At 69.2% G+C, this 17280-nt stretch carries 15 protein-coding genes; 5 read left to right on the top strand and 10 right to left on the bottom strand.

All coding sequences use genetic code 11. The annotated features are described in order from the left end of the window. Positions 1–10: 10 nt before the first annotated feature. Genes trpA through trpC form a run of 3 tightly spaced genes read right to left on the bottom strand, consistent with a single transcriptional unit; the run spans position 11 to position 2945 of the window. Complete coding sequence (gene trpA, locus GM656_RS05440; RefSeq protein ID WP_162412658.1) at positions 11–883, bottom strand: tryptophan synthase subunit alpha; 873 nt, start codon at positions 881–883, stop codon at positions 11–13. Further along, positions 883–2142, bottom strand: a complete 1260-nt coding sequence (gene trpB / locus GM656_RS05435) for a tryptophan synthase subunit beta (protein ID WP_162412657.1) — start codon at positions 2140–2142, stop codon at positions 883–885. Before trpB ends, trpA begins: the two co-directional genes overlap by 1 nt. Beyond that, on the bottom strand, positions 2139–2945 hold the full coding sequence (gene trpC / locus GM656_RS05430) for an indole-3-glycerol phosphate synthase (protein WP_162412656.1): 807 nt from the start codon (positions 2943–2945) through the stop codon (positions 2139–2141). The genes trpB and trpC overlap by 4 nt, the downstream gene beginning before the upstream one ends. 66 nt (positions 2946–3011) lie before the next feature. Between trpC and GM656_RS05425 the strand changes: the two genes are divergently transcribed. Next, positions 3012–3515 (top strand): methylated-DNA--[protein]-cysteine S-methyltransferase, encoded by a 504-nt coding sequence (locus tag GM656_RS05425; RefSeq protein WP_174242938.1) that lies wholly within the window; start codon positions 3012–3014, stop codon positions 3513–3515. On the opposite strand, the gene GM656_RS05420 is transcribed toward GM656_RS05425, so the two are convergent. From GM656_RS05420 to lonB, 3 genes are all read right to left on the bottom strand, one after another. Continuing rightward, positions 3516–5072, bottom strand: coding sequence for a receiver/sensor box histidine kinase (locus tag GM656_RS05420; protein ID WP_162412654.1), 1557 nt, complete (start codon positions 5070–5072; stop codon positions 3516–3518). It lies immediately after the preceding gene. Between the two features lie 61 nt (positions 5073–5133). Continuing rightward, a complete protein-coding gene (locus tag GM656_RS05415) occupies positions 5134–5955 on the bottom strand; it encodes a CPBP family intramembrane glutamic endopeptidase (protein WP_162412653.1) in 822 nt (273 codons plus the stop codon). 3 nt (positions 5956–5958) lie between these two features. After that, entirely contained in the window at positions 5959–8088 is a 2130-nt protein-coding gene (gene lonB, locus GM656_RS05410; protein WP_162412652.1) for an ATP-dependent protease LonB, read from the bottom strand. 171 nt (positions 8089–8259) lie between these two features. Here lonB and GM656_RS05405 point away from each other — a divergent pair, with 171 nt between their 5' ends. The 3 genes from GM656_RS05405 to GM656_RS05395 all read left to right on the top strand — a co-directional run bounded on the left by GM656_RS05405 (position 8260) and on the right by GM656_RS05395 (position 12279). Continuing rightward, entirely contained in the window at positions 8260–8829 is a 570-nt protein-coding gene (locus GM656_RS05405; protein ID WP_162412651.1) for a nicotinamide-nucleotide adenylyltransferase, read from the top strand. Then, a complete protein-coding gene (locus GM656_RS05400; protein ID WP_162412650.1) occupies positions 8826–9599 on the top strand; it encodes an SAM hydrolase/SAM-dependent halogenase family protein in 774 nt (257 codons plus the stop codon). Before GM656_RS05405 ends, GM656_RS05400 begins: the two co-directional genes overlap by 4 nt. Before the next feature lie 208 nt (positions 9600–9807). Beyond that, positions 9808–12279, top strand: a complete 2472-nt coding sequence (locus tag GM656_RS05395; RefSeq protein WP_162412649.1) for a DUF5059 domain-containing protein — start codon at positions 9808–9810, stop codon at positions 12277–12279. A gap of 388 nt (positions 12280–12667) precedes the next feature. Here GM656_RS05395 and GM656_RS05390 read toward each other — a convergent pair whose 3' ends face one another. Next, positions 12668–14026, bottom strand: a complete 1359-nt coding sequence (locus tag GM656_RS05390; RefSeq protein ID WP_162412648.1) for an APC family permease — start codon at positions 14024–14026, stop codon at positions 12668–12670. Positions 14027–14143: 117 nt separating this feature from the next. Between GM656_RS05390 and GM656_RS05385 the strand changes: the two genes are divergently transcribed. Beyond that, positions 14144–14959: an endonuclease III domain-containing protein gene (locus tag GM656_RS05385; protein WP_162412647.1), complete on the top strand. Its 816-nt coding sequence runs from the start codon at positions 14144–14146 to the stop codon at positions 14957–14959. 51 nt (positions 14960–15010) lie between these two features. Here the strand turns inward: GM656_RS05385 and GM656_RS05380 are convergent, their stop codons facing one another. From GM656_RS05380 to GM656_RS05370, 3 genes are all read right to left on the bottom strand, one after another. Further along, a complete protein-coding gene (locus GM656_RS05380) occupies positions 15011–15358 on the bottom strand; it encodes a HalOD1 output domain-containing protein (RefSeq protein WP_162412646.1) in 348 nt (115 codons plus the stop codon). A gap of 80 nt (positions 15359–15438) precedes the next feature. Next, the gene (locus tag GM656_RS05375) at positions 15439–16068 is read right to left on the bottom strand and encodes a helix-turn-helix domain-containing protein (protein WP_162412645.1); all 630 of its coding nucleotides are present in this window, start codon (positions 16066–16068) and stop codon (positions 15439–15441) included. 129 nt (positions 16069–16197) lie between these two features. After that, complete coding sequence (locus tag GM656_RS05370) at positions 16198–17229, bottom strand: aldo/keto reductase (protein WP_162412644.1); 1032 nt, start codon at positions 17227–17229, stop codon at positions 16198–16200. Positions 17230–17280: the final 51 nt, after the last annotated feature.

The following is a 17280-nucleotide window of genomic DNA, read 5'->3' as shown; positions in this document are numbered from 1 at the left end:
GCAAGTACGATTATGTGCGTTCCGGTTGCGGCCGTTCTGACTCGCCGCGCAGCGCCCCCTCTTTGAGTTCGCGGGCCTTCGCTTCGAGGCGGTCCGCGACCGCCTCGGCGGGGTCGCCGTTATCGTGGCCCTCGGCGACGATGTCGATGAGGGCCGAGCCGACGATGATCCCGTCCGCGCCGGCCCCGACGATGCGCGCCGCGTGGTCGCCCGTCTTGATGCCGAAGCCGACGGCCTTCGGCACGTCCCAGTCGGCGAGGCGGGCGAGCGATTCTTCGGTGGCGTCGTCCACGTCCTCGCGCGCGCCGGTGACGCCCAGGCGCGCCTGTACGTAGACGTAGCCCGACACCTGCTCGCGCATCCGGTCGAGCCGTTCGCCCGTCGTCGTCGGCGCGACGATGAACACCAGGTCGAGGCCGAACTCGTCGCAGGCGGCGCGGAGCGGACCGGCTTCCTCCGCCGGCAGGTCCGGGACGACGAACCCCTCGATGCCGACCTCGGCAGCTTTCTCGACGAACGGGCGTGGGCCCTTGCTCGCGGTTGCACCGCTCGCGTCCGAGGCGCTCTGCGCCTCGCTGCCCCCGTACTGGTAGATGAGATTGTAGTAGGTCATACACACCACCGGCACGTCCACGTCGAGGTCCGCGACGAACTCGAAGTAGCGCTCGACGGTCATGCCGGCGTCGAGCGAGCGGACGATGGCGTTCTGGATGGTCCGGCCCTCCGCCATCGGCTCGGAGAACGGCAGACCGAGTTCGATGGCGTCAGCGCCGCCGCGGGCCAGCGCCTCGACGTACGAAAGCGAGGCCTCGTAGGTCGGATCGCCGGCGGCGAGGTACGGGACGAACGCCGGTTCGTCGGCGAAGGCGCGTTCGAGGCCCATCAGAGCCCACCTCCCACGCGCTCGAAGACCGAGAGATCCGGCGCGATGTCGAGGTCGCGTTCGCTCGTCTCCTCGATGACCGTCTCTAAGTCCTTGTCGCCGCGGCCGGAGACGTTGACGACGACGGTGTCCCCGAGGTCGTCGCGGCGTTCTTCGAGATACGCGAACGCGTGCGCCGTCTCCAGGGCGGGGATGACGCCCTCGTCCTGCGAGAGGCGGTGGAAGGCTTCGAGCGCCGCGTCGTCGTCAACGTTCGCGGGCGTCACACGGCCCTCGTCGACGAGGTGGGCGAGTTCGGGGCCCACGCCGGCGTAGTCCAGCCCGGCCGAGACGGAGTGTGACTCCATGATCTGTCCGTCGGAGTCCTGCAAGAGCTTCGTGCGCGCGCCGTGAAGGACCCCCTCGTCGCCGGTCGAGAGCGTCGCGGAGTTCGGCGCGACGCCCTCCTCCTCGTCGACCTCCAGCGAGGAGCCGCCGGCCTCGACGGCGTGCAGTTCGACGGACTCGTCTGCGACGAACTCCGCGAACGCGCCCATCGTGTTCGAGCCGCCGCCGGCGCAGGCGACGACGGCGTCGGGGAGGCCGCCGGTCTGTTCGATGGCCTGTTCGCGGGCCTCCTCGGAGATGACGGCCTGGAAGTCCCGGACCAGCTTCGGGAACGGGTGCGGGCCGACGACGCTCCCGACGACGTAGTGGGTCCGCTCGACGGTCGTCGCCCAGTCGCGGAACGTCTCGGTGATGGCCTCCTTCAGCGTGCCGCGACCGACGGTCACCGGGTTCACCTCGGCTCCGTTGATGCGCATCCGGAAGACGTTGGGGCGCTGGCGCGCGATGTCGGTCTCGCCCATGTAGATCTCGCAGGGCATGTCGAGGTGGGCCGCCGCCATCGCCGTCGCGGTGCCGTGCTGGCCCGCGCCGGTCTCGGCGATGATGCGCTCCTTGCCCATGTACTTCGCCAGCAGCACCTGGCCGAGCGCGTTGTTGAGCTTGTGCGCGCCGCCGTGGAGCAGGTCCTCGCGCTTGAGGTACACGTCGGTGTCGTAGCGCTCCGACAGTTGCTCCGCGTACTGCAGCGGGGTCGGCCGGCCGCCGAAGTCCGCCAACCGCTCGCGGAACTCGTCCATGAAGCCGTCCTCGTTCTCGAGCACGTACCGCTCGTAGGCGTCCTCCAGTTCCTCCATGGCCGGCATCAGTGCCTCGGGTACGTACTGTCCGCCGTACTCGCCGAACTTGGGGTCGTGTGCGTCGTCAGTGCTCATGTGTCTGGTGTCGTCGTGTCCGTCTCTGCGTTCGTCAGCCGCCGCGTGTTCGCTGTCACGTCCGTCTCCGCGCCGTGGTCCATGATGGCCGAGCCGACCAGCAGGGCGTCCGCGCCGGCCTCACGCATGCGCGCGACGTCGTCTGGTGTCTGTATGCCGCTTTCCGCAATGAGGGTGACGCTCTCGGGCACCTCGGGCGCGACCGTCTCGAAGGTCCCGAGGTCGACGTCGAGTTCGGCGAGGTCCCGGTTGTTGACGCCGATGATCTCCGCGCCCGCCGAAAGCGCCGTCTCGACCTCGGCCGCGGTATGGGTCTCCACGAGGACCTGGAAACCCCTGTCCCGCGCGGCCGCGAGCAGGTCTTCGAGGTCGTCGGTCCCCTCGGCTTCGAGAAAGCGGACGATGAGCAGGATCACGTCCGCCTCGACCACGTCGAGCTGTCCCTCGTGGAGGACGAAGTCCTTGCGCAACACCGGCACGTCGACGGCGTCCCGCACCGCTTCGAGCGTCTCCGCCGACCCGCCGAAGTGTTCCGGTTCGGTCAGCACGGACAGCGCCGCCGCGCCGCCCTCGACCATCGCTTCCGCCAGTTCCACCGGGTCGTCGGTCCGTTCGCCGTCGGCCGTCGGGCTCGTCGGCTTGACCTCCGCGACGAGCGGGGTCCGGCCGTCGGCCGCGGCCGCCTCGAACGCCGCCGGCAGCGAGCGCGGACTCACCGATACCCGGTCGCCTCCGCCGCCGCGCTCGCGCGCCGCGTCGAGAATCGACCGAACTGCTGGCGCTATCTCCTCACTGTCGTCCATTACTGAACACTAACGTACAGAAGTGTACATAAGGCTTGCTGTCCCGGCGGGCGACGGCGCGGCCGAATGTTCAAGGGGCGACCGCCCGAGGACGGGGATATGGAGACACCGACCGGCGACGCCGGGATCTACGCCCGGGAATCGTCGTACCTCGATCAGTTCGTGCAGTTCGGCGAGGCCGGCGACCGAGTCATCTCGCTGTCGTTTCCCTCGACGCCGGAGGCGGACGCTGGAACCGACCACCCGCTGCTGGACCGCATCGAGGAGTACCTGCAGGGAGCCGAGGACGACTTCGCCGACGTGACCGTCGGGCTGACCGTCCCGACCGCCCAGCGGCGCGTGCTGGAGGCCGTCCGCGAGATCCCCTACGGCGAGGACGCCTCGGTCGCACAGCTCGCGCGGATGACGCCGGACCTCGACGACGAGGACCAGGAAGACCTGACGGCGGTCCGCGAGGCGCTAGCCGCAAACCCCGTGCCGCTTCTGATTCCCGACCACCGCGTGCGCGACGGGCCGAGCGCCGCGCCGCCGCCCGTCGAGCAGAAGCTCCGCGCCGTCGAAGGGCTGTGACTACGGGGCATCGAGTGCCTCGACCCCGGAGACCTCGAAGCGCGCGCCCCCTTCGCGGCTCGCGCCGACCGTGAACGTCCACCCGTGTCCCTCGGCGATGCGCTTGCTGATGGCGAGTCCCTGTCCGGTGCCGTCGGCGGCGGTTGAATAGCCCGTCCGAAGCACGGCCTCCCTGTCTTCCGGGGGGATACCGACGCCGTCGTCGCTGATGGCGAAGCCGGTTCCGACACCGAGGGCGGCGACCCGGACGTGGAGCGGCCCGCCCTCGCCGTCGGCCGCGTTCTGACTGCACGTGGAGCCGTGCTCCACGGCATCTTCCTGAGCTTCCGAAGGAAGGTTTGTCGAACCGTGTTCGACAGCATTTCGAAAGAGATTCTCGAACAGTTGCGTGAGCCGCGCCTCGTTGGCCTCGACGACGAGATCCGTCTCGACGGAGAGGGCGGCGTCGCCGGTCTCGACGTGCGCCCAGGCGGACTCGGCCACGTCGGCCAGCGCGACCGGGCGTAGATCGCCGGCGTCGTCACCGCGGCGTGCGAGCGTCAGGAGGCTGTCGACGAGTTCGGTCATCCGGTCGACGGCCCGTTTCGAGCGCTCGAAGTGCTCCTCCTCGCCCGTTCGCTGGGCGAGTTCGAGCGACCCTTCGAGCACCGAGATCGGGTTCCGGAGGTCGTGGCTCACCACGTCGGCGAACTCGTCGAGACGCTCGTTCTGCCGGCGGAGGTGTTGCTCGCGCTCGATGCGCTCGATGGCGGTGGCGGTGTGTCTGGCCAGCAGTTCGGCCAGTTCGACGTCCTGCGTCTCGAAGCCGTCCACCTCGGACATCACCGCCTGGAACACGCCCAGGTCGCCGACCGGCACGCTGAGTCCCGATTTGTACGTCGGCTTCGCCGGGTCGGCGTTCTCGTCGCGGTCGATGTCGGTCGCCACCTGCGACTCCCCGGTCCGATAGGTCAGGCCGGCGAGCCCCTGGTCGAGACGCATCCGCCTGCTCCCGCCGGGCGGCGCGTCCTTCGACGTGGCGCGCGGCACGAGCCACTCGCCGTCGCGGAGCATCACGGTACACATATCGAAGTCGAGGATGTCGGCGGCGGCCTCGACGGTGCGGTCACAGATCGCGTCGACGCTCTCCTCGCTCTGGACCCGGCTGGCGAACCGATTGAGCGCTTCCAGCGATTGCCGCTGTGTCCGCAGGGCGGTGACGTCCTCGTGGAACATACTGAATCCGGTCACCGTCCCGTCGTCGTCGGCGAGCGGCGTGAGCCGGAGCCGGTCCCAGAAGGTCGACCCGTCGCACCGCTGGACCTGCAGTTCGACGGTTTCGGGGACGCGCTCGGCGACCGCCCGGTCGAGTCGATCGACGGCGTCGGCCGACGTCTCGGGGCCCAGGAACGTCCGGTACCCACGACCCAGCACGGCCGTCCGATCGTGTCCCGTCAGCGACAGAAACCGGTCGTTGACCGAAACAAGCACCGGCTCGGTGTCGAAGACGGTGATTCCCACCGGCGCGCTGGCGACGATAGCCGTCGCCTCGTCCGGAAGAGGGTCGGATGCGGTCACTGCTCGCATGTCGTCGCCGACAGCTTTCAGTATTGCTATCACCTGTCAGCCAAGGGGCCATTCAGGCCCAGAGCCGGTCGACGCCCAGCCCCTCGTGGACGATCAGTTCGAGCGCGTTCACGAGGTAGTGAGCGACGACGACCGCGAGCAGGCTGTTCGTGAGGACGAACAGCCCCGCGAGCGCGAGGCCAAGCCCACCGGTGACGACGATGCCGGCCTTCCCCTGTGCGCCGTGGCCGAGCGCGAACGCGACGGAGGCGACGACGGCCATCGCCCACGCCGGCGCGCCCAGCCCCGCGACGGGGACGCCGACGGCCGCCGCCCGGAAGAGCAGTTCCTCGACGACGGCGATGACGGGGAGGACGACGCCGAGCAAGACGACCCAGCCGCCGGCCGAGTCCGGTGCCAGTAGTTCCCGTAGCGACTCGTCGAAGGCGACGCCGAAGCCGTCGGCGACCGCCGCGGCGGCCTCGTTGCCGATCCAGAAGCCCACGCCCGCGCCGACACCGATCGCCAGCGCCGGCAGTCCGGTCGAGAGCGGGTCGGCGGCGACGCCGAACGCGTTCGCTGGGATCTCGAAGTAGAACGCGCCCGCGACCAGCAGCGCGCCGAACAGGCCCTGCGTGAACGCGACGTTGGCCAGCAGCGCGCCCGTCGACAGGTCCTCCGGCGCGAGTCGCTCGGTCAGTCGTTCGCGCTCGGCCGCCGCCTGCCGCGTCTCGAATCGAGGAATCGTCGGGTCGCGGTCCGCTCGGGACCGGCCGGCGACCGACTGCATCCCGCCGCCGTCGGTCCGCACCGCTCCCTGTGAGAGCCGTGCCAGACCGAGCAGCGCGGTCAGAAGAAGACCCGTCAGGCCGACGAAGGCGGCCCACTCGGGCATCCGTTACTGCGGGCTGGGACTGCCGCTGCCCTGTCGCCCGACCTCGTGTTCGAGGGCCTTGCCCGTGATGGACTTCAGGCGGTCGACCAGCGAGTCCTTCTCGGGTTCGCCGGCGAGCGCGACCTCCAGCACCTCGGAGATGTGCGAGACCGGGATGATCTCGACCATGTCCTCGTACTCGTCTTCGATCATCACGTCCTGCGTGTTCGCCTCGGGGATGATGACCGTGTCGAGGCCGGCCTTCGCGGCCGCCTCGATCTTGTGCGTGACGCCGCCGACCGGGAGCACGTCGCCCCGGACCGACAGCGAGCCGGTCATGGCGATGTTCTGCTCGACCGGGACGTTCTCCAGCGCGGAGATGACGGCCGTGGCGACCGTGATCGAGGCGGAGTCGCCGTCGACGCCGCCCTCGCCGGCCTGGACGAACTGGATGTGAACGTCCTTCTCGGAGATGTCCTCGTCGGAGAACTTCTTGATGATGGCCGAGACGTTCTGGACGGCCTCCTCGGCCATCTCCTGAAGCTGGCCGGTCGCGATGACCTGGCCGGGGCCCTGCGAGGGCGTGACCTCGGCCATGACGGGGAGGACGATGCCGCTGTCCTCGCCCATGACGGCGAGGCCGTTGACGCGGCCGACCACGTCGCCGGTGTTGACCGTCAGCTCGTAGTCCTTGCGGCGCTCGATGTAGTTGTCCGCGAGCTGTTGCTCGATGGACCGGGAGCGGCGCTTGGCCTGGAGCACGTCGGCGCGTTCGGTGCGCTCGCGGTCCTCGGCGCGGGCGATGTCGCCGGCGACGCGGACCAGTCCGCCGAGGTCGCGGAACTTCAGGCTGAGGTGGCCCTTGCGGCCCGCGCGGCGGCGGGCTTCGAGGATGACCTCTTCGACGGCCTCCTCGGTGAAGTGCGGGAGCCGACCGTCGTTCTCGACCTCCTGGGCGACGAAGCGCGCGTACTTGCGGCGCATCTCGGGGTCGTCGTCGATGGTGTCGTCCATGTACACCTCGTACCCGTAGCCCTTGATTCGGCTGCGGAGCGCGGGGTGCATGTTCTCCATCGCGTCGAGGTTCCCCGCCGCGATCATGATGAAGTCACAGGGGACGGGCTCGGTCTGGACCATCGCGCCCGAGGAGCGCTCGGACTGGCCCGTGATGGAGAACTCGCCCTCCTGGATGGCCGTCATCAGCTTCTGCTGGCTGCGGATGTCGAGCGTGTTGATCTCGTCGACGAACAGCACGCCTTTGTTGGCCTGGTGGATCGCGCCGGGTTCGACGCGGTCGTGGCTCGGCGTCTCCATCCCGCCGGACTGGAACGGGTCGTGGCGGACGTCGCCGAGCAGGGCACCCGCGTGGGCACCGGTCGCGTCCTCGAACGGCGCGGTCTTCTGGTTCGCGTTGTTGACCAGCAGGTTCGGGATCATCGCGTCGCTGCCGCGCGAGCCGTAGCGGAACGCGAGGTAGATGACACCGGCGGCGAGGATGCCCAGCAGGACTTGCTGGACGAGGATCAGCGCGTAGCCGATGACGATGGCGATGATGATCCACATCAGGAAGGTCCGCATCTGATTTCGCTTGCGGGCCTCCTCCTTGTGGGCCTCGACGATCTGTTCTCCCTTCCCGCCGGGGACCGTGCGCACTTTCGGCTCGTTGCCGTCGTCGGGGTTGTGATAGACGAGAACGTCCTGTAGTTCCTCCCGCGGGAGCAGCTGGCTCATCGCCTTCGCGAGCATCGACTTCCCCGTCCCGGGGGAGCCGATCATCATCACGTGGCGGCGCTGTTTGGCCGCCTTCTTGATCACGTCACGGGCGTGGTCCTGGCCGATGACCTGGTCGACGAGACGGTCGGGGACCTCGATGTCGGCGGTCGACTCGATTTCGAGCCCGCCGAGCAAGGCCTCCTCGTCGCCTTCCAGTTCGGATTCGCCGTCGACCTGGACGTCGCTGCCGAGTGTCGTTTCGGACGTTGCTCCGTCGCCCGCCTGAGAGTCCTCGGGCGCGCCGGATGGCTCGTCGGCCGAGGGGTCAGAAGCGGGGGCGTCGGGGTCTCGTTCGGCCCCGTCACTGGACGCCTCCTCCCCGGCGTCACTCGCCTCCCGGTCGGGGTCGGGAGCCGCGTCGGTGTCGGTGTTGTCGCTCATACAAACGTTGCTAACATCGGTATCGAAGGACTGTCGACTGATATACTTTCTCCCCGCGTTCGTCCGTACCACACCCCCGAAACCGCCAGACTGCGTCCGGGTGTCTCGGTTCGAGTGCGCCGGCCGTTCCCCGTCGTCGCCTTTTTGAAACCACCCGTCTCACTCACGTGTATGCGTGGGTTCTACATCGGCCGCTTCCAGCCGTATCACAACGGCCATCACTCGATGGTCGAACGCATCGCCGAGGAGGTGGACGAGCTCGTCCTCGGCATCGGAAGCGCCGACGACTCGCACACCACTCACGACCCGTTTACCGCCGGTGAGCGGATCATGATGATCACGAAGGCCGTCTCGGAGTACGATCTGACGACGTACGTCGTACCCCTCGAAGACATCAACCGCAACGCCGTCTGGGTGAGCCACGTCGAGAGCATGTGCCCGGACTTCGACGTGGCCTACTCGAACAACCCGCTCGTCGTCCGCCTGTTCGAGGAGGCCGGCATCGAGGTCCGTCAGTCCCCGATGTTCGACCGGGACCGCCTGGAGGGCAGCGAGATCCGCCAGCGCATGATCGACGACGAGTCCTGGCGCGACCGCGTCCCGCCGTCCGTGGTCGAGGTCATCGAGGAGATCCACGGCATCAAGCGCCTCCAGCACGTCTCGGCCAGCGACTCGCTCGACCGCTACACCGCGGCCGACGAGTCGGTCGAGGAGAAACTCGACGGCTTCGACGAGCGATGATCACGCTCAGTTCCGACTTCGGGTCGCCGTACCCCGCGGCGATGAAGGGCGTCATCTGCGGGCGAAGCGACGCCCGCATCGAGGACGTGGCCCACGACTTCCCGCGCCAGGACGTGCGCGCGAGCGCGTTCTGGCTCACGCAGACGCTCCCGTACTTCCCGCCGGCGGTCCACTGCGTCGTCGTCGACCCAGGCGTCGGGACCGACCGGGACGCGCTGGTCGTCCGCGCGGGCGGGCACGCGCTCGTCGGTCCCGACAACGGCGTCCTCCTGCCGGTCGCCCGCGAGCTGGCCGCGGCCGCCGGTGACGAGGGCGGCGTCGAGGCGTTCACGTGGGCCTACGACGACACCGCCAGCACGACGTTCCACGGCCGGGACGTCTTCGCGCCCGCGGCCGCCGCCGTCCACGACTCCGGCGTCGAGCGCGTCGAGGAGCGACCGGAGACAGCGCCGTCCGGGGACTGCGTCGACCTGCGGTTCCCCGAGCCGTCGGTCGACGACGACGGGGCGACCGGCGAGATCCTCGTCGTCGACGGCTTCGGCAACGCGATCACGAACGTTCCCGGCGACGTGCTCGCCGAGCGCTTCGGCGAGACGGTCGCGGTCGGCGGTGACGACGTGCCGGTCCGGCGCGCGTACGCGGCCGTCGACTCCGGACAGCGCCTCGTCACCGTCGGCAGCCACGGCAACGTCGAGCTCGCCGTCAACCGGGGCCGCGGCGACGAGGCCTTCGGCGTCGCGGCCGGGGACGGCGTGACGCTGTCGCTGTGAGACCGTGCAGCGTTCAGGACGGCGGAGACGACCACGAACGGTCAGCTCAGGTACCCGTTGGTTTCGAGGGTCCAGCGTCCGCTGAACTGATTCCGTTCTGAACCGCGAATATTCGCGGTATCCACCGACGAGAGTCCGGTTCCCCGAATTTTTAGGGTGCCCGAAAGTTCGGAGCAATTAAGTGTTTTAGGTGCACCTAATCGAGTGTATGCCACGCAGACGCGACTTGCTGAAGACCGTGGGGATCACCGCGACCGGACTGCTTGCCGGCTGTCCGGGCACGCAATCCGGTGGCCCGAGTACCGAGACCTCTGGCAGTGACGCGACCGGGACACGGACACAAACCGAGACCGAAGGCACGCAGACCGAGAGCGAGGTCTCGGTCGGCCCGATGACCGCCGTCGCGGCCGAGTGGAACGCCTACCGGGCGCGGTTGTTCGACGCCGTCGCGCTCGGGCGAGCGGGCGCGCCGAGCGCGGGGGCGAGCGTCGCTCAGTCCGTCTTCGCCCGCTTCGAGGGCGCGTCGGGCGAGTACGGCGCACACGAGCAGCTGGAATCGGTCTCCGAGTCCGCCTACGAGGGGTTCGAGGAGGCCCTCGGGGAACTCCAGTCGTCGCTCTCCGAGGGCGAGGTGGGGGCCGCGGCCGACGCCGCGAGCGAGGCGTCCGGGAAGCTCCAGACGGCCCAGCAGTCCGCCGCCGGCCAGAGGGCGACGCGGGCCTTCGACCTGCTCCTGCTCGGAAGTCGCGCGAGCAACGCCGTCGTCGCCGCCAGGCTCGGCTCCTTCGAGGGGGCCGCGACGGTGGCCGAGGAGACGACGGTCGCCTTCGAGGACGGCCCGGTCTACAGCGCCGTGGAGGAGGCCGACGGCGAGGCCTACGAGGCCTTCGAGAGCGGGCTCGCGGGTATCGGCGAGGCGGCGAGCAGCGAGGACGCGGCCGGCGTCACCGAGCAGGCCCGCGCCGCGCTCGACGCGGCCGTGCAGGGCGCGTACGCCATCGCGCCGACCGACTCGGTCGCCGGGGCCGGCCACCTCTCCGCGATGCAGGCCCGCGGCTGGGACGCGGCCGCGCTCGCGTCGGGCGGCGGCGTCGGAGCGGACTACGCCCACGCGACGACGCTGAACACGTACCGGGCCCGCGTCCACGACGCCGCGTGGCTGGCCCGCGCCGGCGAGACGGACACGGCGGCGACGATGGTCGAGGACGTGTTCGCGCACTTCGAGGGCGCGGCCGCTCACGACGCCCTCGAAGAGGCTGACGGCGAGGCCTACGAGGCCTTCGAGGGCGGGCTGTCGGACCTGTCGACGGCCGTCGAGAACGGGAACAGCGAGGGGATCGCGTCGGCAGCCGAGACCGTCGACACCAATCTCGTCGCCGGCATCGAGGCACTGGCCGGCGGGAACGCGCCGGCCCTCCAGTCGGGCTTCTTCAAGGCCCGGTTCGCTGACGCGCGCGAGCTGTACCGACAGGGCCAGGCGGGGCGGGCGGCGACGCTCGTCTCCGACCTGTTCGCCCGGTTCGAGGAGAATCAACTCGACTTCCACGAGACGCTGGAGGAGACCAGCGAGGACCTCTATCACCGCTTCGAGGAGGAACACCTCGCGAGCCTCCAGACGGCCTACGAGAACGGTGACGACGACGCGGTCGGGACCCACCACGACGGCGTCCTCGCGGCCCTGCTGGAGTTCGAATCGGCCCACAGCGCCGCCGTCGCCAGCGGGTCCGGCGCGACGTACATGGTCGGGCTCGCGTTCGACGCCGCGGCGACGAACGCGCTCGGGAACGCCGACCGCGCGGCGTCGACCGCCCAGGGGGCGCTGGCGTTCTTCGAGTCAGGGGCCGCCGGCTACCACGAGGCGCTGGAGGAGGCGGACGAGGACCTCTACCACCGCTTCGAGGACGAGGCGCTCGGGGGCGTCATCTCCGCCGCGAACGACGGCGGCGACGTGTACGCGGCCGCGAAGACGTTCTACGGCGCGGCCGTCGAATCGGTGAGGGCCATCGTCGGGTCGAGCGGCGGCGGGACCGGCCCCGGAGCCGCCAGTATCGTCAGCGACGTGTTCGCCACCTTCGAGAACGCGACGGTCCACGACATGCTCGAAAACGCCGACGCCGAGGCCTACGAGTCCTTCGAAGCCGCACTGAACGACTACGTCGCCGGACTGGAGAGCGGGTCGACCGACGGCGCGACCGCGTTCGCGAACGCCGCCCGGACCGGGGCCTTCGCCGTCGTCGGCGCTGTCGACAGCGCCCCGAGTGACTCCGGCGGTCACGGCGACCACGGCGGCGAGGAGACCGAGACGTCGCTGTCCGGCGGCCCGGACGTCGTCGAGGGCGTGCCCGAGGACGCGAACCACATCGTCGACATGGAGGCCGTCGCGTACGCGCCGGAGGAACTTACCGTCAGCGTCGGCGACAAAGTCGCCTGGAAGCACGTCGGCGGCGAGCCGCACTCGGTCACTGCGGTCGAGGCCGACCTCCCCGAGGGCGCCACGTACTGGGCCTCCGGCGGCTTCGAGAGCGAGTCGGCGGCCCGCGAGGGCTGGGAGAACGGCGAGGGCGCAGTTCAGTCGGGCCAGAGCTACGTCCACACGTTCGAGACGGCCGGCGAGCACCCCTACGTCTGCATTCCGCACGAGGCCGCCGGCATGGTCGGGACCGTCGTCGTCGAAGAGTAGGGTCGCTCGGCCCGGGCGCGACTGCTGTTTTTTGGGTGGCCGAAAAATCGATGCCTTTTTGTGTTTTAGGGTTGCCTAAATTAGTGTATGCCGGACGAACAGGACACGCGGCGGCGCGACCACTGTCGGCCCAGCGAGTCGGGTGTCGCCCTGCCTGGCGTCCGCGCGCGTCTGTCCCAGCACGGAGGTGAGACCGAACGAGGCGACCCCTAATCGTCACGATCGACCATCTTCAGCGACGGATACCGTGGGCATGGCCCGTCGCTGCGCGCCACGAGGTATCTCTCGTGTCTGTCCCGGGCGTCGACAGACGCCCTCCGTTTTCGCCCCAGAACTCGTCGTTCCCAGCGGCGACGCTTTTGCCGCTGGGCCATCGAACTGCGTCCGCTCAGTCGTCCGACCCGACAGCGTCGGTGACGGCGCTCTCGACCCGCGTGACCTCCCGTTCGAGATACGACCGCTCGAAGTAGAGCAGTTCGACGGCGACGACGGCCGCGGCGACGACGAGCACCATGTAGAACGTGTTCGGTTCGCGGCTGTAGAGGTTGTACAGCATCAGCGGGAAGAAGGCGGCCGAGCCGACCGCGCCGATCGCGGGCGGGATCGGATTGACGCCGTCCGCGTCCCGCCGGCTGAAGGCGAGGACGCTCATCGCGCCGAAGATGACGATGAACGACAGCGAGGCGAAGGAGGTGATCGCGCTCAAGCTCCCCACCGCCGAGAACGCGGCCGTGATGACGCCGATGACCAGGAGCGTGCGCTGGGGGACGCCGTCCGCGTCGCTATCGCCCAGGTCGTCCGGCAACAGGTCGTCGGTCAACATTCCCTTCGCGAAGTGCGCCGCGGAGAACAGCGTCGCGTTGATGGCGCTTCCGGTCGAGAACAGCGCCGACACGGAGAGCAGTATCGCGCCGACCGACGCCAGCCCGTAGGGTTGCATCATCATCGACGCGGCGTCCTTCAGCGCGACGTGCGGGTGACTCGTCAGCGCGTCCGGTACGAGGTTGACGGTGACGACGCCGACCAGCACGTACACCACGACCGCAGCCGGGATCGAGACGTACACCGCCTTCCGGATCGTCTCTGTCGGGTTCTCGATGCTGTCCTGGTCGTAGAACAGCAGTTGCCAGCCCTGGAACGCCACGAAGGAGATGGCCGCCGCGACGAGCGGGCTGACGCCGGCGAGCCGCCCGAACCCGAGTTCGAGCGGTGCGGAACTGTAGCCGGTGGCGTAGACCAGCCCGAGGATCCCGAAGGCCACGAGGATGGCGACCTTCAGCGCGACGAGGACGTTCTCCGCCATCCCCGTCGAGCGCGCACCCAGCAGATTCAGGCCGACGAAGCCGGCGACCGCGAGCACGGACACCACCGGCCGCGTCGGGAGGCCGGCGAGTCCGGCGGGGAGCCCGAGCGTGATCGCGAACTCCGCGAACGCGAAGGCGTACATCGCCATCGACCCGATATAGCCGAAGAGGAGCGTCCAGCCGACCATCCCGGCCAGCGTGGAGTTCCCGAGGTAACACTGCACGAACGACACCGCTCCCCCGCGGTCGTCGCTGCGTTCGTTGAGCGCGTTGTACGAGTAGCCCGCACAGAGCGCGACGACGCCGGCGAGGGCGAACGCCGCCCACGTGGCCGTCATCGTGACCTTCGCGACGACGCCCATCACGGCGTAGATGCCACCGCCGATCATCCCGCCCAGTGCGATCGAGACCGCTTCCGTGAGTCCGAGGTCGGCCTCTCCCATCGCCGGGGGGATACGACCCCCGGTCGCAATAACGCGCTGCCGGCATTTGCCGGGGACCCAACCGACGGGACGCGATTCGGGGCAGGCGTTTTGGCCGTCCCGCCCCTCGGTTCGGACATGAGCGACCCGGAACCGGACGAGAACATCAGCGGCGGCGCGTCGGGCGGCGGCCGCGCGGCCGCGTTCGATCCCGAGACCGCGGGGACGCGTGCCGAGGCCGTCGTCGACCGCCTCGGCGATCTGTACTGGCAGAAGACCTACGGCGGCCGGGACGCCTTCGAGTGCCTCGTCCGCACGATCCTCAGCCAGAACACCTCCGACAAGGCGAGTCAGCCGGCCCACGACAGCCTCGTGGCCCGGTACGGGAGCGAGTCGTCGGACGGGGACCTCGCCCGCGCACTCGCCGACGCGGACCAGGAGGAACTCGCCGAGGTCATCTCCTCGGCCGGGCTCTACAACCAGAAGTCAGCGCGCATCGTCGCGCTGGCCCAGCGGATCTGCGAGGTCTACGGCGGCGAGGGCGGCTTCGACGAGTTCGTCAGGGAGCGCGATCCCGACGAGGTCAGGGAGACCTTACTCGACATGAACGGCGTCGGCCCGAAGACCGCCGACTGTGTCCTCCTGTTCGCCGGGGGCCGCGAGGGCGTCTTTCCCGTCGACACGCACGTCCACCGCATCGCCCGGCGGATGGGGCTCGCTCCGGCCGACGCCGACCACGAGGGCGTTCGAGAGCATTTGGAGCGGGACGTGCCGCCCGAAAAGTGCGGCTTCGGGCACACCGCGATGATCCAGTTCGGTCGCGAGTACTGCACCGCGCGCAAACCGGCCTGTCTCGACGACCCCGACGCCTGCCCGCTGGCCGGCCGCTGCGACCAGGTCGGCGTCTATCCGATGAGCGGCGAGGTCGTCGACCCGGCCGAGACGGTGGAGTGAGGTGCCGTGGCGTCCCGAACCGAGCCGGTCCGACCGACTGCTCGGGCCGGGTCAGAGCGGGACCGTCTCGACGGCGCCGTCGCGGAGCGAGACGGAGACGCCCTCGTAGAGAAACGTCATCGTGACCGTCGAGGGAGTTCCGTCGCGGTCGGCGAACAGTTCGTCCAGGGCCTCGGTGTCGATCGTGTCCTGGAGCGGCGAGAGGTCCAGGGCGTCGCAGTCGCTCTGGTACGCGACGAGTTCGACGACGGCCTGTGATACCGACGCCGCATCGCCGTCGAACTCGCCGACCGTGGCCTTGGTCTCGTCGTGATAACTGAGAGAATTAAAGACTGTCTCGGACGCGCCCAAGAGGTCAGCGGCGGGAGCGTCGTCGCAACGATCGTCAGAGCCAGACATGTACTACCCTACACACGTTGAACGTGGATAGGAAATCGCATTGACTATGTAACCCTTATTTAGGTGACCAGCGCGCGTCGTCAGTGAACGTCGCGTCGAATCAGCGTTCGGTGGCCGCGACGCAGTCGGTTCGACAGCGCCTGGCGGGAGATGCCGAGTTCGTCGGCGATGTCGTCGAGCGTCACCCGCCGGTCGTCGTCGAAGTACCCCATCTCGTCGGCGAGGACGAGGGCTTCCCGCTGGGATTCGGTCAGCGACGGTGCGCTGCCCGTCTCCGTGAGGTCGTGCAGTTCGACCAGCGCCGGGTCGAGGTCCGCGTCGGTACACGCCCGGTGGAACGCAGAGACGTCGGCCGGTAAGTCTCCTCGAACCTGGACGGTCCAGCCGTCGGCGTCGCCGACGGCGCTCAACAGCGTCACGTCGGCGGCGGTGATCGCTCTCACGCCGCCGTCTTCCGAAGCGTAGTTGCACCGGAGCAGCGACGAGCCGTTCACCGTGTCGATGACCTCGACGGACTGCAGTCCCGGCGTCCCGTCGAGGGCCGCCGCCGCGTCGTCGCCGTCGACGCCGTCCAGCCAGACGTACGGGAGGACGGTGTCCGCGGTGGGAACGACCCGCTCGATCTCGACGACTGCGTCGGGATAGTGCTCGAAGAGGCGACCGAGAACGAACGCCTCGATCGGGAGGCGAAACTCCGCAACTGTTGCCATTCCAGGGGCGATACGTGTGCCGACGGAATAAGAAGAATGCCTAATTGAATACCCCGGCGATTGTCCCGACAGTCGTCACGCCGCGAGGTCGTGGGACGCACGTGGTCGCGCCGCCAGTGGGCGACGGTCTCAGTCGCGGTGGCCCCAGCGCTCGCCGTCGTCGGCGTAGCGGGCGCTGACGATGCGGTTGAACTGCTCGTCCGACAGCGAGATGTCCACCGCGCCGACGTTCTCGTCGAGCTGGTCGACGGTGCGCGCGCCGACGATGGGGACGCAGGTGATGTCGGGCTGTTCGACGAGCCAGCGGAGCGCGACCTGCGCGGGCGTAGCGTCGAGTTCGTCGGCGACCGCCCGGAGCTCGTCGAGGACGTGCCAGCCCCGCTCGGAGAGGTAGTAGTCCTCGAAGGAGTCGTAGATGTCGCCCCGCGAGCCCTCCGGCCCCTCGAACTGCTTCGGGTCGTCGGGGTCGGCGCGCTCGTACTTCCCGGTGAGGAAGCCGCCGGCCAGCGGCGAGTACGGACAGACCGCGAGGTCCTGGTCGGCGCACACGTCGAGGTAGTCTTTCACGTCGTCGCGGTAGCCCGCGTGAAAGAGCGGCTGTGTCACCTCGAAGCGCTCGTAGTCTTCCACGTCGCTCGTCCAGAGCGCCTTCGTCAGCTGCCAGGCGGCCATCGTCGACGCGCCGAGGTGGTGGACTTTCCCCTCGCGGACGAGGTCGTCGAGCGTCGCCAGCGTCTCCTCGATGTCGCTGTCCTCGTCCCAGCGGTGGATGTAGTAGAGGTCGAGGTAGTCCGTGTCGAGGCGGTCGAGCGTTCCCTCGACCTGAGCACAGATGTGCTTGCGGCCCAGCCCGGAGTCGTTCGGACCCGGTTCGCCGCGGCCGTCGAAGGGGAAGTACACCTTCGAGGCGATGACGAAGTCCTCGCGGTCGTAGTCGTCCAGCCACTCGCCGATGTACTCCTCGCTCGTGCCGTTCGGATTGCCGTAGACGTTGGCCGTGTCGATGAAGTTGACGCCGCGGTCCCACGCCGCGTCGAGCAGGTCGTGGGCCTCCTCGCGGTCGGTCTCGACCACGCCGCCGGTGTCGCGCCCGAAGCGCCACGTGCCGAAACACAGCTGTGAGACCGTCGTCCCGGTCGAACCGAGTCGTGTGTACTCCATGTCCGGGCCAACGGCGGGCTGTCGAAAAAGGGGTCGGGTCGCGGCGAGCGG

Origin of the sequence: Haloarcula salina (genome assembly GCF_010119195.1) — an archaeon.
In the GTDB taxonomy this organism is placed as follows: domain Archaea; phylum Halobacteriota; class Halobacteria; order Halobacteriales; family Haloarculaceae; genus Haloarcula; species Haloarcula salina.
This window is presented reverse-complemented; position numbering and strand designations above follow the sequence as displayed.